Source organism: Anoxybacillus sp. LAT27 (genome assembly GCF_022030075.1).
In the GTDB taxonomy this organism is placed as follows: Bacteria; Bacillota; Bacilli; order Bacillales; family Anoxybacillaceae; genus Anoxybacillus; species Anoxybacillus kestanbolensis.
The window spans coordinates 36,637-49,940 of record NZ_JAIWYK010000069.1; the positions used below are offsets into that span (position 1 = coordinate 36,637).

Genomic DNA, 13,304 nt, shown 5'->3' on the forward strand with positions numbered 1-13,304 from the left:
TTTTATCAGACGATTCACAAAAATTATATAACAAAAATAAAAAATAGGTCCAAAGACCTATTTTTTATTCCGAAACAAAGCGAGCGCTTCTGCAGCTGTTTGTTGGGCTGTTTGTTGGAGCGGTGCAACAGCTTGAATCATCGCTTCTTTTCGCTCTTCTCGTTCGTTCATACATTGTTGAATATATGAAAATAGTGCTTCACCGTCCCACCGATCGTCTTCAACGTGAGCAAATATCGGTTGATTCGCTTGATTGGCAAATGCATCAATTTTCGGATCGTATGATAAAGCAACAAACGGTGTATGAACAACCGCCGCAAAAATTAACGCATGTAAACGCATCCCGACGAGTAAGTCAGCACTTGCAATCATCGCCATTTTTTCTTCAATGCTTGCATCATAAGGAGCAACGACGGCGCGCTCTTTCATCATCGCTAACACGCGACGGGACGTTTGATCATCATGATGCCCATGCATTGGGATGAATACAACATCAAAACCTGCTTCAATCGAACGGTCAAGCGCAACGGCAATTTTTCTCTCAAAATCGCGACCGCGCGGCCAATCCCGTACGGAAACAGCAATGACCGGACGTGTAAACGACTGTTGTTGCCACCAAACTGTTGGCGTTGTCGGCGGCTCTAGTCCCATCACCGGATCAGGTACGACAGTAATCGGTTTCGTTACACCTAGCGTTTTTAATAGTTGTGCAGATGGTTCATCGCGCACCGTAAGACGATCGACTTGATTTAACGTCCATTTCATCAACCATTGATTTGGCTTGTTATTGACAGGACCCATGCCTTGTGCGTACACCATGACCGGTTTGCCGAGCCATTTGGCAATTTGCATGATCCCCGTATAGTACGGAATGCTGCGCCATCCTGTTTGATCTTGAAGCAAACTTCCGCCACCGCTAATTAACCCATCGCTTTGACGGAGCGCCTGAACGATGTCACCGATTCGCCAACGATTTACCGCATGAACCCCATATGTTTGTTTTGTAAATTCAGGATCGTTTGAAAGCACGGTCACTTGCACATGTGGATCATGCGCCCGAAGCGCTTGAATGATCGCATATAAAATGGCTTCGTCGCCGACGTTATGAAAACCGTAATATCCAGATAGTACAATGTTCATCGTATCACCTTTTTCCATACCCACTTATATACGTAAATGAGGGCAATACCAATAAATAGCCCAAGTCCAAGACTATACATTGTGCGAACAAATGAAATAAAAAGTGGGATATGCAAATGTGTAAATGTATTGATAATCGACAACCATCCGATTGTCCCAACGACAAGAAGGATCGCCCCTAACTGCTTTTGCTTATTGATGACAAATAACGCAAGCAAATAAGCTGGAAAACCGAGCAAAAACTCTTTCGTGCGTGGGCGTACATATAACCATTCTTCTAATTTTTGTCTCGCTGCTAGTTCAAGGGCACTTGCCGTTCCTGTATTGCCAGAACGTAAAACATAATACGCTAACAGAGCGAGCACAACGAAGCTAATGACGACATGTCCGATCGTAATCGGGTGTTTCCATAGTCGCTTCATAAAAGGAAGAAGCGGCTCTCGAATGATCCAAGGTAAAACGAGTACGACCATGGCAACAAGCGGAACGACGTAAACAAGTTTCACCCCACGAAACCCTTCACCGACATAAGCCATATACTCATTTCCATACAGCATCGTCACAATCCAACTTATTCCGACAAACGAAATCGCAATGGCACGACCATATGCTATAAACGTACCACGCCACCCTTCTTGAACGGAAGAAGGTTTAGCGGCATATATTGGGGTAATGATAGCAACGAGCAAGGCTAGCGCTTTCAATGCCAAATCGATCGCCAACACCGTTCCTGCAACACTTAAAATGAGCGTTCCGCCGGCGGCAAGTGATGCCAGCATTGGCGACACGAGCGAACGAACCGCAAGAAAAACGAAAGCAGTCGCCCCAATCACAAATCCAATTGTGGCAATAGACGAACGTTCAATTGGTGCGAACGGTTCGCTTTTTCCAAGCGTATAATGACTCGGCATACGTTGAACAATTTGTTTCATCACCGTTATTGTTTTTTTCATATTTTGTTCTGTATCTGCCGATGCATACGGACGAATAAACAAGGCGCGTATGTTTCGCTCTTTAATCGCACGAATAGCGACATCGACCGCTTCATTTGGCTTTCGTTGTTCTAAATTTAAACTATGTAAACGAACAACGTGCACATCCATCGCTTTTGCTAATGTCGTCAACCCCCTTGCTTCGTAAAACTCCGTTGACAATAGGACGTATCCTGCTTCTTTCCAGACTTCCCCCCATTTTGTGACATCTGTTGGGTAGCCTGCCACTTCTTCTCCTGTCGGCAACAACTTAAATGTATGTTCATTTTTTAACGCTTCAATTTGTTGAAGTACACGTACACTTGCTTCGTTCATATCACGTGCATCTGGAATACGAAGCACAACCATTAAGCCTTGTTCAATGAGACGAGCGATTTTCATTTCATCATATCCGAGTGGAACACGCTCGATTTTTTTCGCATTCCCTTCGATTATATAATACGTTTTTCCATTTGCTTGCATCGCTTGAACGTCATCGCCAAACGTCGCTTTGAGCGATGAAACAAGCGGGAACGTTTCATCGAGCGGATAAACGACAAGCCCACGCGAAGGAAGATGAGCGACCGTTTCATTCAATAAAACGAGGGTATGTTTCCATTCGTCCATCTTTAACAACAGGACATGTCCTGATTGCTCAAGTGAATCAAGCGTTTCTGCTTCTATACTTACCGTCGTTAAACCAGCTTCTTTCAATTGCTTCCATACGTCTTCTTCTTTTTCTTCTTGCAACCATGCTTCGATTTCATCGTATGGCATCATCATTTCATACGTTCGATTGTCCCATTCTGCTTGATGACGCTTGCTGATCGCTGGGGCGATGAGCAGCAGCGAAAGCGCAATGATAATCAACAACCATTTTTTCACGTGCTTCATCCCTTCTTCGTTTGATTCAACCATTGGCGAAGCTCTTGAAGTTTTGCCCCACCGAGCGCAAGTGCAATTCCAATATAAAATAAACCACCACCGATTGTTGCAATCGCTACATACACGAGCGACGCCATTCTTCCCCACGTTGGAGAAATGAAAAATAAGCCGATGCCCATAACAAGCGAAGCAAATACATAGACGATGACCTTTCGATTCCAAAACGAAAGCGATATGTGACGGCGAATCGCAACATGGTTCATCCATGTAATAAACGCATATGTGACAAGCGTCGAAATACCAGCACCAATTAAGCCGTACCAAGAAATAAGTAATATGTTTGTTCCCCATTTCACGACACAGCCGATGACAATAATGACTGCCGCGCGCTTTGATTCACCGATGCCTTGTAAAATGCCTGTGCCAAGCAAAGCGAGCGAGGTGAATACGGAACTTGCTAGCACGATAGCCATCGTCAAGCTTCCTTCGTGGTTTGTAAATAAAGCGATGTTCAAAGGAACCGTTAAACCAGCTAATCCGGCCGCAATCGGCCATGATAAGAAATGTGATAGTTCAAACGATTTTTGAATCGTTTGTCGCGCTTGTGTCAACTCTCCTTTCGCTAACTGCTTGCTTAAAAGCGGAATGAGCGGGAGCACAAGCGAAGATGAAAATACGGTTGCGATTTGCACAAGGGCTGTTCCGCGGCTATATAGCCCAAATAAATAGCTCGTTTCGTCTGCTCCTACGCCATACGAACGAAGCGCGAGCGGAACGGATAGCGAGTCGACTAAATTTAAAAACGGCATTGCTAGGGCACCGAGCGCAATAGGAATGGATAACGTTAAAATCGTCTTGCTCGTCTCCATCCACTGCGTGCGCGTTAGTTTCACGCGCTTCGGACGATAAGGAGAGCGAGCATACAGCGCCCGTAAGTATACGAGACTCGCAAGCGCCCCAAGTGGTGACCCAATCATAATTGCTCCGGCGATTATATCGTCAGGATATGCAGCTTTCACCATATAAAAAGCAACAAGTAAAATAAAAGCAACGCGCACAAATTGTTCAAGTACTTGTGATGCCGCCGTCGGTTTCATATTTTCAAGCCCTTGAAAAAACCCGCGATATACCGCCATATACGGTGAGATAAGAAGCGTTGTGGATACGACAATAATCGCCCATTTTGCCTCTGGACCACCAAGCGCCTTGGCAATCCATGATGAACCGCCTGCAAGAAGTGAAAAACTGAGCACCCCAAAACTAAACGCCAATACGCTTGCAGTTTTGATAAGTCGTGCAACTTCATCTTCTTTTTGCTGGGCGCGCGCTTCGGAAATTAATTTCGATACAGCAATCGGAATCCCCGCAACTGATAAAATGAGCGCAACCATATAGAGCGGATAAACGAGACTAAAAATGCCAAGCACTTTATCTCCCGCAATGTTTTGTAACGGAATGCGAAAAATGCTGCCAAGCACTTTCGAGATGATCGTGCCGAGTGTTAAAATGATCGTCCCTTTCACAAATGACTGGCTCATTTTCTAACAACCTTTTGCTTTAAAATCGTCCACGCAAAGCGCGGCAACGCCATCATCCGCTTCGCTCGCGTCGGCTGTTTCAGTAAACGATACAGCCATTCGAGATTTAGACGAATCCATAGTTCAGGGGCGCGCTTGACCACTCCAGCAAGCACGTCGAAGCTTCCGCCAACGCCCATCCATACACCACGTCCGACTGTATGCATATGTTCGGCGATCCATTGTTCTTGTTTTCCCATACCGAGCGCAACAAATACAAAGTCTGGCTCGGCTTGTTTTACTTCTTCGACAATTGTCTGATCGTTCCAATCAAAGTAGCCGTTGCGTACCCCGACTAAACGAACGTTCGGGTAGTGTTGACGAATATGTTGTGCCGCTGCTTGTACAACTTCTTCTTTTGCCCCAATCATATATACGCGATATTGATGTTCGTCGGCAATTTGCAAACAACGGCGTAACATATCGTAACCTGCGACACGTTCGGGAAGCGGTGTTCCGAGCCATTCAGCTGCTTTCACCACCCCGATTCCATCAGCAACGACATAATCTGCTTGTTGAATCGTTGCCATATATGTAGGTTCTTCATTTGCTTTCATCACAATTTCAGGATTGGCCGTTACGATAAAGCACGGCTTTTGTTGTTTGACGTGCGCATGAATGACGGACATCATTTCATCCATTGTCGCACGAACAAACGGAACTCCGAGTATGTGAACCGTTTGAAACGACATACAAAACGCTCCTTTAATTCGATTGTTCGACAACACCATTAATGATATCACAATGAATATGACATTGACTATTTCTTCTTCGTCATAACATTGGTAAACTAATGGTATACATACATGCAAAAGAAAGGGTTGCATTCGCGATGGAATGGACAAATGACACAGTCAATCGAACGATGATGGCACTCGTTCAACAATTGACAAAGGATTGGACGAAGACGAAAGTACACTCGGAAATATTAGAGATTTTCATGAACATGCGTTTAGAGACGAAAACGGAGGAAGAGTATGTCGGATTGCTTTTAACGAACGTCGCTTTTGCGACAGAGTCAAGCTTTGCATTAAATAAAATATTTGAGCTCATTTTGCTTCATAAACAATTTCCGCCTGCTGAAGCGGTGCAAGCTTGGGTAACAGATGCACATAAAAAAATTCAAGAACAATTGCCAACGTTGCGTGAAGTATATCGCAAACATTTCGGCGACGAAGAAAATATAAAACGTAAGCTTGAACTGAGCTATTGCCCTGTCTTACTAAGCAATCGAATCAAGACAGATTTCATTTTCGCATTTATTCATGAACAAAACCAGCCAATGATGAAAGACTTTTTTGACGCTGATCCGAAAGTAGTGCTTGAGGCGCTTCATCATATTAGCGGCTTTTTTGCAAGCATGATTTTAGAAGATATTGAACTCATTTAAAAAAGGGAGCCTTTCGCTCCCTTTTTTATTGTACATCGTTCATTAATTTCGCAGATGCTAAAAACTCCGCCAATGCTTTAGCCACTTCTGCCCGTGTCATATATCCAGCTGGCACAAAACGCTTATTCTCTCGTCCTGTAAAAATACCAGCTTGGTACATTTTTTCAACACTGTCTTTCGCCCACGTTTTCACTTGACTAGCATCTGTAAAGTCAGTGACTTTCTTCGTACTATCTAACTGTGTCATATCATAATTCAAGAATGATAATTCAAGCGCTCGTTTGAACATGACCGCTGCTTCCGCACGAGTTACTGGCGCATTCGGTGCAAATACACCATTACCTTTTCCTTGAATAATGCCATGTTTCACCGCCGCAGCAAGCTCGCCATTTTCGTTGAACCATTCTGTTCCTTTCACATCTTTGAACCGTTTATCATATGTCTCACTTGGCAATCCAAGCGCACGAACAAGTAAAACAGCAAATTGCGCACGTGTCATATTTTCTTTTGGTGCAAACGTTTGATCTGTTTTTCCTTTAATAATGTACTTAGATGCAAGCGCCTCAACATACGCTTCTGCCCATGTTTTTCCATTATCAACATCTACAAACGTTTTATTGTTTTCAACAACGACATATGTGGAGTTTGTTAATGATTTTACTGTTGCTTGATCGCCGTTAAACACCGTTGGCACAGAAACGAGGTTGCCGTTTGCATCAACACGCACAGCTACCGAACGTTGTGGAACAAATACTTTCGATCCCTTTAATTCACGTTCCACATATTGCGTAAACCGTGTAATCGTTTCGCTTTTTCCGTTTGCTGTAGCAACAACGTTAAACTCCACCGCATCCGATACCGCAGTTACTCCTTGAGGCGGATTTACTTTTGTGATTTCAACAGCAATTTTTACGTTATCTATGCTTGAACCTAGCTTTTGCGCGATTTCGGTAAGCTTCGCTTGAATTTCCGCCACAGGTAACTTATATGATGCTTTATCTGTTTGAACATTCACTACCGCTTTTGCCTCTTTTGCCGCTACGTCTGCAAATAGCTTCGCTGGCACTTCCGCTTTTGCCACTTCATTCGCTCCAAGCGCACCAACGCCTAACACGATTTCTTTATTTTGAGCTGAAACAAGATTAACGATGTCTGCAATTTTGTCTACTTTCACTTCGGTTACTTTTTCTTTTTGTCCTTTGCTGTTTGTTTGCTCTTTTGTCGTTACTGCATCTTGGCCAACATTTACTTTTCCATTGTCTACGCCTGTGCTTGGAGGAGTTACAACTGAACCACCGCCTGTGCTACCACCACCTGATGAATACGGATTACCTGTAGCTACAATAGCAGCTATAAGCGCTGTTTTTAAAGTGGACTTCTCTTCTGCTGTTAAAGCAAGTTTTTCGTCTAATCTTGTTTTCATACTAAACAAATCATCTAACCCTGCACCGATCCCGTTTCTTAAATCAGCATCTAGCGTAGCAAGACTTGGATTTTTCGATTCCACTCCATTGCGAATCGTACGAATAAAACTCTTGTATTGTTCTTCTGATGGATTAGACGCTAAATCGATAGCTTGATCTAAATGATTCCATACCTCTTTTTCTGCTTCTGTAAAAAATGTAATTAATTTATCAACAGTTACAGATGCACCAAACACTTGATCAAATTCATCGCTATAATTCGTTTGGAACGAGCGAATTTGACTTTCTAATGTCGAACCATTGGCACTATACACAATCGTTGCTAAAGCTTTCGCAACTTCTACTGCCTTTCCTGTGCCTGCTTTGTCGTCAATGTTTTGTTTAACTGTCGAGCCAATAACGTACTCCCAATCGCTATCACTTATTCCACTTAAAGCTGTTGCAGCCTTATTGTAAACTGTCACACCTTCTGAACTTAAATTGTTATAAATTGCAACAAGTCTTGAGATTTTCGTACCTAGTTCATCTTGCGCCGCCTCAACATGTGTAGCTTGTCCACCAATCGCAACCGCTGGTGTGAAAGCAACCGCCGTAGCAACCATCGCCCGCAACGCTTTTTGACTCCATGGATATTTTTTCATTTCATCACCTCATTTAAATATATGTAAATATGAAAGTACTAACAACCGTAATCTATCTTTTATTTCCATAAGTTTATAATAATTCAATTGTATGACGATATCAAGACGTATTTCCAGCTTGGTTGCATTTTTTATGTCCATTGTTCTATAAAATCGTGTATGATAAACATAGCGGAACAAAGAGAAAGGAGATCATTCAAGTGAAAAAGTGGATCGTCATTTCACTTAGCATCATCGTTTTACTTCTTGGTGGTGCAGGAGGATACTATTATTTTCTTACGAATAAAAAAGTAGATTTGAAGAAAGAAGACAAAGAAGTAGCTAAAATTGTAGAAGAAGAATATGAAATTGTGTTGCCTGATGCCAGCGAGTCATCTGCGTCAGGCAACGAGCAAACATCTACAACAAAGAATCCAGACGACACAAATAGTCAAGCAAACAACAATGAAACAGAACATGAGGAGGAAAACAAATCATCGTCTCCATCCGATGAAAAAGGAACAAATAACGAAAGCGAATCAAACAAACAAAATGATACAAATGAAGAAAACAAAACAAACGAACCCGTCCAACAAGTAACGGTCGCAAGCATTAAAGAAAAGTATCGTCCGTCGTTTGAACTCCTCCAACAGCAAGCGAATGCTAAAATTGACGCGCTTGTCGATCACGCAATTGGAGAGTACAAAGAAAGAAAAGCAAATGGACAATCGGTATCATTTAATTACTTCTTCTCCAAATACAACACAGCTGCCCAAGAGCTTGAGGCAAAAACAGATGCAGCATTCAACGTCATTTACAACGCACTAGAAAACGAATTAAAAAAGAATGGCTTTAGCCCAAATCATGCGAAAGAATTTCGTGAAACATACGAACAACAAAAATCAGCGCAACGCAACGCGCTATTAAAAAAAGCGTTGAGCAAACTGTAAAAGGGAGCCCGTCGCTCCCTTTTACTCTTCATCACAATCTTCACATACTTCAAAGATGTCCTCATCGTCCCAGTCATCTTCTTCCCAGTCGTCATCATCCCAGTCAGTAAATAAGTCATCAAGTTGGTCGTGAATTTGTCCGGCAATGTCTTCAAACGCATCGTAAAACGTATCGATCCGTTTCGATAACGTACTCGCAGAAATGCCGTATTGCTCAGCAAGCTGTTTTTGTGAAATCCTTTGTTGCAAAATCGCATCAGCCATAATGTAATGAAGCGCTGCTGCGTACACTTCTGGCTTTCGAATCGTCGGATTGTACAGACGACAATATTCCACCCAAATGAGACGTGCGGTGTCAATAATAGACAGCTCTTTTTGCGGAAAGTTTTTTTCAAATGACGTAAACACTTGCTCTTGTTTTGGCGATAAACTTTCGACATCAAACATCGTTAACCGTAACGATTTTTGAAACGTTTCTGGATACGCCTCAATCCATCGTTCATATTGTTCGCCGCACGCTTTCCAAACATCTTGTATGTATACGTATAACGGATGGGTTAAAACGACCGGGAGAGGAAAAAATGTTCCAAAACAAGCGATATATTGGCCATGAGGTACAAAAACACCCGCCAATGCTTGTCCTTCTTCCAAATGAAACTCATCCGGCATATCAAGCAATTTCATCTGTTTCGTTTCCTCTGTTAATAAGTCCGTAACAACGACATACGAATCGCGCAATTCATCTATGCAAACAAACGTCGGAAACGCCTGCCGCCACGATTGAATGATGCTATATACAGTCGGCCGAATTGCCTGCTTACGAAGCGTGCGCAAATAGTAATCGAAAATCGTCATCCCATGTGCATCCTTTTTGAAAAACATCGCCCACATACTAATGAAAAAGCGAAACACAGGTGTTGTATCTTCGTCCGTTTGTTCTACGATCATATGTTTTTGAACCGTTCGATACAAAAACGATTCGTGTTCAAATGTAGCATAGTGAATGAGATCGTGCATATGGTGAATAACGTCTTGATCGATAAGCTCATGCATCGACACAACATTATTCCCACAACAATGTTTATACTTTTTTCCACTTCCGCACGGACATAACGCATTTCGTGCTACTTTACTCATTTTCCCCACCTCAACACTTTTTCTTTATTGTAACATGTCAAAATGGAAGAAGATACATCCTTTGTGTCTTTCCTTGCAATCGTGTAGAATAAGGATTAAACGCTATAAAAAAGGAAGAGAGCAATGATTGGACAAATGGTTACATGGCAAGTGAAAGAACAAAAGCCGTTCGGCTATATCGTCACAAACGGAAAAGAAAGCGCTTTGCTTCATGAAAGTCAATGTGAAGGCGAATTACAAGTTGGGGATGATGTATGCATATTTTTATATCACGATCATGATGGACGCATGCGAGCAACGATGAAGCGGCCGCTCATTACGACGTCATCATACGGTTGGGTTGAAGTCGTCGACGTCGTACCACAGCTCGGCGTTTTCGTTCATATCGGCATTGAAAAAGACGTGTTATTATCGATCGATGACTTACCGTCCATTCCGACACTTTGGCCGGAAAAAGGAGATCAGTTATACTGTTCGCTCCAAGTAGATAAACGGGGACGGCTGCTCGCGAAACTGGCAGATGAAGAAACGATGAAACAAATAAGTGTTCCCGCTCCCACTTCTGCTTTTAACACGAACGTGCGCGGACGCATTTACCGTTTAATTAAAGCAGGATCGTTTCTTATCACAGAGGTCGGGTATATCGGATTCATTCACGAGTCACAACGAAGACGGGAACCACGTCTCGGTGAACTCGTCGAAGGACGCGTCATCGCTGTGAAAGAAGACGGAACGATTAACGTATCGCTACTTCCGCGAAAACAAGAAAGTTTACAAACAGATGCAGAAACGATCTACAACTATCTTGAAAGCCGTGGCGGTGCGATGCCATATAGCGACAAAAGCGACCCAGAAGACATTCAGGCGCGTTTTCATATGAGCAAAGCCGCATTTAAACGCGCGCTCGGACGATTAATGAAAGAAGAAAAAGTGTACCAACAAGACGGTTGGACATATATCAAAGGGAGAGAAAACGAATGATTCGCTTTGCAACAATCGGAACAAATTGGATTACAGAAGCGTTTATTCGCGCGGCCAAACAAGTGCCTTCGTTTCATTTACAAGCTGTTTATTCTCGTCAACAAGAAACCGCAAACGCCTTTGCTGAAAAAACAGGGGCAACCGAAACGTTTACAAACTTACATGAACTTGCAGTAAGCAAAAACGTCGATGCGGTATATATCGCAAGTCCAAATGCGTTTCATGCCGAACAAGCAATCACGCTTATGAATCACGGCAAACATGTCATTTGTGAAAAACCGCTCGCTTCTAACGCCAAAGAAGTGGAAGCGATGATTGAGGCGGCACAAAAAATGGTGTCGTGCTGATGGAGGCGATGAAGGCGACGTGTTTACCAAACTTTCAAGCGATCCAACACCATTTGCCGAAAATCGGGCGCGTCCGTCGCTACGTCGCAAGCTATTGCCAATATTCTTCGCGCTACGATGCGTTTAAGCAAGGAACGGTCGCAAACGCCTTTCACCCTGCTTTTTCAAGTGGGGCATTGGTGGACCTTGGCGTATATTGTTTATATCCACTCGTTGTTTTGTTTGGCGAACCGAAAGCCATTCAAGCCCATAGCGTTCGCCTATCGTCGGGCGTAGACGGCGAAGGAAGCATCATGCTCGATTACGGCGAGATGGATGCGATCGTTATGTATTCCAAAATCGCAAACTCGTATGCTCCTGCCGAAATTCAAGGAGAAGAAGGTACGATCGTTATCGATGCGATCCATACGCCGGCACGTGTTCATATTCATTACCGTGACGGGCGCATTGAAGACGTCACCGTTCCGCAACCGTACGAGCCGATGTACTATGAGGCGCTTGAATTTATGACACTCATCGAGCGGGGAGAGAAGGAATCTACAATTAATTCACACGCCCATTCGCTTGCGACAATGAAAGTGATGGACGAAGCAAGAAAACAAACAGGCATTTTATTTCCTGCTGATGAACATTTCGCCTAAAGCGGAATGTTCTCTTTTTTTATTTCATGAATATATTTTTATAAAAAATAATTGGGTGTGCTATAATTTAATATAATCATTTGCACACGAGGTGATATGATGCGCATCTATAATTACGAGTTGCTGAAACATCTCTCTTATTCGATGGAAACTCTTCAATTACTTTCAAAAATTGATGAATACAAAGGGAAGCAAGATTTGTATAAGAAACAATCTCCCCAAATACTCGAAACACTTAAAAATGTAGCCATCATTCAATCAACAAAATCATCAAACGCGATTGAAGGAATTATCATTACAAATAAACGGCTGAAAAGCATTATGGCAGAACAGACGTTACCGATGGACCGATCGGAAGGGGAGATTGCTGGGTATCGGAACGTGTTAAAACTGATCCACGCCTCATCCGATGCCATTCCGATATCCCCTTCTATCATCAAACAACTACACCGTGATTTATACGAGTATGTCCCTTCACAAGGAGGAGAATGGAAAAGTCAAGATAACTATATTAGCGAAACGTTGCCGAATGGGGAAAAGTTTATTCGTTTCATTCCCGTACCTGCTTTTCAAACAGATGAGCACATGCGCCTTCTCTGTATGACTTTTCAAGATACCGTTCAAAAAGGTGACGTACATCCATTGATCGCAATTGCCATCTTCATTTTAGATTTCCTTTGCATCCATCCATTCCACGACGGCAATGGACCGATGTCACGTTTATTAACACTTCTTTTATTATACAAATTTGGGTACGAAGTCGGTCGTTACATTAGTATTGAAGCGCTCATTGAAGAAAGCAAAGAAACATATTACGACGTGCTAAAGCGCTCATCAATCCATTGGCATGAAGGGAAAAACGATATTTTTCCTTGGCTACATTACTTTTTATCGATTATCGTTGCTGCATATAAAAAACTTGAAGAGCGTGTGGGCTATGTAGAAACAAGTCGCGGAAATAAACGAAAGCGCATTAAAGATTTCATTGAAGGGAAAATTGGATACTTTACAAAAGAAGAGATTCGCCATGCCTGTCCTGACATTAGTGAAGCAACGATCAATCGCGTCTTAAACGAATTAAAAGAAGCAAAAAAAATCACCCCAATTGGTAAAGGAAGAAGCGCAAAGTGGAAAAAAGCTAGTGAATAAGCGAGCGTCTATGCTCGCTTATTCCAGACTGTTGAAAAACGATTTTGTCAAGGACAAAATCGTTTTTCTTTTGTTAATATGTTAAAGGAAAA

At 42.7% G+C, this 13,304-nt stretch carries 10 protein-coding genes and 1 pseudogene; 5 read left to right on the forward strand and 6 right to left on the reverse strand.

Annotated elements, in window-relative coordinates:
• Nucleotides 1-57 precede the first annotated feature (57 nt).
• Genes csaB through LD028_RS06470 form a run of 4 tightly spaced genes read right to left on the reverse strand, consistent with a single transcriptional unit; the run spans nt 58 to nt 5,265 of the window.
• The gene (csaB, locus tag LD028_RS06455; RefSeq protein WP_237811324.1) at nt 58-1,140 is read right to left on the reverse strand and encodes a polysaccharide pyruvyl transferase CsaB; all 1,083 of its coding nucleotides are present in this window, start codon (nt 1,138-1,140) and stop codon (nt 58-60) included.
• Nucleotides 1,137-3,029 (reverse strand): DUF5693 family protein, encoded by a 1,893-nt coding sequence (locus LD028_RS06460; RefSeq protein WP_237811325.1) that lies wholly within the window; start codon nt 3,027-3,029, stop codon nt 1,137-1,139. Before LD028_RS06460 ends, csaB begins: the two co-directional genes overlap by 4 nt.
• The gene (locus LD028_RS06465; protein ID WP_237811326.1) at nt 3,002-4,534 is read right to left on the reverse strand and encodes a putative polysaccharide biosynthesis protein; all 1,533 of its coding nucleotides are present in this window, start codon (nt 4,532-4,534) and stop codon (nt 3,002-3,004) included. The genes LD028_RS06460 and LD028_RS06465 overlap by 28 nt, the downstream gene beginning before the upstream one ends.
• Entirely contained in the window at nt 4,531-5,265 is a 735-nt protein-coding gene (locus tag LD028_RS06470) for a WecB/TagA/CpsF family glycosyltransferase (RefSeq protein WP_237811327.1), read from the reverse strand. The genes LD028_RS06465 and LD028_RS06470 overlap by 4 nt, the downstream gene beginning before the upstream one ends.
• 101 nt (nt 5,266-5,366) lie before the next feature.
• On the opposite strand from LD028_RS06470, the gene LD028_RS06475 reads away from it, so the two are divergent.
• The gene (locus tag LD028_RS06475) at nt 5,367-5,963 is read left to right on the forward strand and encodes a hypothetical protein (RefSeq protein WP_342799723.1); all 597 of its coding nucleotides are present in this window, start codon (nt 5,367-5,369) and stop codon (nt 5,961-5,963) included.
• A 25-nt stretch (nt 5,964-5,988) separates the two neighbouring features.
• On the opposite strand, the gene LD028_RS06480 is transcribed toward LD028_RS06475, so the two are convergent.
• Entirely contained in the window at nt 5,989-8,028 is a 2,040-nt protein-coding gene (locus LD028_RS06480) for an S-layer homology domain-containing protein (protein ID WP_237811329.1), read from the reverse strand.
• Nucleotides 8,029-8,228: 200 nt separating this feature from the next.
• Between LD028_RS06480 and LD028_RS06485 the strand changes: the two genes are divergently transcribed.
• Entirely contained in the window at nt 8,229-8,957 is a 729-nt protein-coding gene (locus tag LD028_RS06485) for a hypothetical protein (RefSeq protein ID WP_237811330.1), read from the forward strand.
• A gap of 21 nt (nt 8,958-8,978) precedes the next feature.
• Here LD028_RS06485 and LD028_RS06490 read toward each other — a convergent pair whose 3' ends face one another.
• Nucleotides 8,979-10,094 (reverse strand): SEC-C metal-binding domain-containing protein, encoded by a 1,116-nt coding sequence (locus tag LD028_RS06490; protein ID WP_198936698.1) that lies wholly within the window; start codon nt 10,092-10,094, stop codon nt 8,979-8,981.
• Nucleotides 10,095-10,217: 123 nt separating this feature from the next.
• Here LD028_RS06490 and LD028_RS06495 point away from each other — a divergent pair, with 123 nt between their 5' ends.
• The 3 genes and pseudogenes from LD028_RS06495 to LD028_RS06505 all read left to right on the forward strand — a co-directional run bounded on the left by LD028_RS06495 (nt 10,218) and on the right by LD028_RS06505 (nt 13,212).
• A complete protein-coding gene (locus tag LD028_RS06495; RefSeq protein ID WP_237811331.1) occupies nt 10,218-11,075 on the forward strand; it encodes a CvfB family protein in 858 nt (285 codons plus the stop codon).
• Nucleotides 11,072-12,063 (forward strand): annotated as a pseudogene (locus tag LD028_RS06500) (Gfo/Idh/MocA family protein). Before LD028_RS06495 ends, LD028_RS06500 begins: the two are co-directional and overlap by 4 nt.
• A 99-nt stretch (nt 12,064-12,162) precedes the next feature.
• Nucleotides 12,163-13,212 (forward strand): Fic family protein, encoded by a 1,050-nt coding sequence (locus LD028_RS06505; RefSeq protein ID WP_237811332.1) that lies wholly within the window; start codon nt 12,163-12,165, stop codon nt 13,210-13,212.
• Nucleotides 13,213-13,304 lie beyond the last annotated feature (92 nt).

Coding starts and splice junctions, on each gene's coding strand:
- LD028_RS06505 (WP_237811332.1), top strand. CDS start 12,163: ATGCGCATCTATAATTACGAGTTGCTGAAACATCTCTCTTATTCGATG.
- LD028_RS06470 (WP_237811327.1), bottom strand. CDS start 5,265: ATGTCGTTTCAAACGGTTCACATACTCGGAGTTCCGTTTGTTCGTGCG.
- LD028_RS06465 (WP_237811326.1), bottom strand. CDS start 4,534: ATGAGCCAGTCATTTGTGAAAGGGACGATCATTTTAACACTCGGCACG.
- LD028_RS06460 (WP_237811325.1), bottom strand. CDS start 3,029: ATGGTTGAATCAAACGAAGAAGGGATGAAGCACGTGAAAAAATGGTTG.
- LD028_RS06495 (WP_237811331.1), top strand. CDS start 10,218: ATGATTGGACAAATGGTTACATGGCAAGTGAAAGAACAAAAGCCGTTC.
- LD028_RS06490 (WP_198936698.1), bottom strand. CDS start 10,094: ATGAGTAAAGTAGCACGAAATGCGTTATGTCCGTGCGGAAGTGGAAAA.
- csaB (WP_237811324.1), bottom strand. CDS start 1,140: ATGAACATTGTACTATCTGGATATTACGGTTTTCATAACGTCGGCGAC.
- LD028_RS06475 (WP_342799723.1), top strand. CDS start 5,367: ATGGTATACATACATGCAAAAGAAAGGGTTGCATTCGCGATGGAATGG.
- LD028_RS06480 (WP_237811329.1), bottom strand. CDS start 8,028: ATGAAAAAATATCCATGGAGTCAAAAAGCGTTGCGGGCGATGGTTGCT.